The following is a 386-nucleotide window of genomic DNA, read 5'->3' as shown; positions in this document are numbered from 1 at the left end:
GGATACAATCCCTGCTGGTCTTATGAAAGTAAGTACACCGCTAACTTTCTACATTCGTGCTAAAGAAGTAGATCCCGCAGATGATGGTTCTTATATTTATAAGTTCAAGATTGCTGCTGGAACTGGTGATGCGTTATCCCTTCAAAACACAGACGTTAATAAAGCCAAGATCTCTGGTACAGCTCCAGAAGGTATGCTGGGTAAAACGTTCAGTGTCAACTGTACCGTTGAAGACAGTTATGGGACAGAAGTTACGGGAACTGCATTAACGCAAGCCTGGTCTGCTGCTTCTGTAGAGTAAACGTTAAATTGCTAGATGTTTTAAAGGGTGTTACACTTCGCTTGTAACACCCTTTTATTTTGAGGAATGAATGATGAAAGACAAG

The 386-nt window shown here is 41.2% G+C and carries 1 protein-coding gene; it reads left to right on the top strand.

Annotated elements, in window-relative coordinates:
* Positions 1-301 (top strand): hypothetical protein (locus Y882_RS20185; RefSeq protein ID WP_211259239.1); only part of this gene is annotated, 301 nt, incomplete at its 5' end.
* Positions 302-386: the final 85 nt, after the last annotated feature.

The sequence above is a fragment of the Dyella japonica DSM 16301 genome (assembly GCF_001010355.1).
Taxonomy (GTDB): domain Bacteria; phylum Pseudomonadota; class Gammaproteobacteria; order Xanthomonadales; family Rhodanobacteraceae; genus Dyella; species Dyella japonica.
Note: the sequence above shows the minus strand (reverse complement) of the source record. Positions and strands in the feature narration are given on the sequence as shown.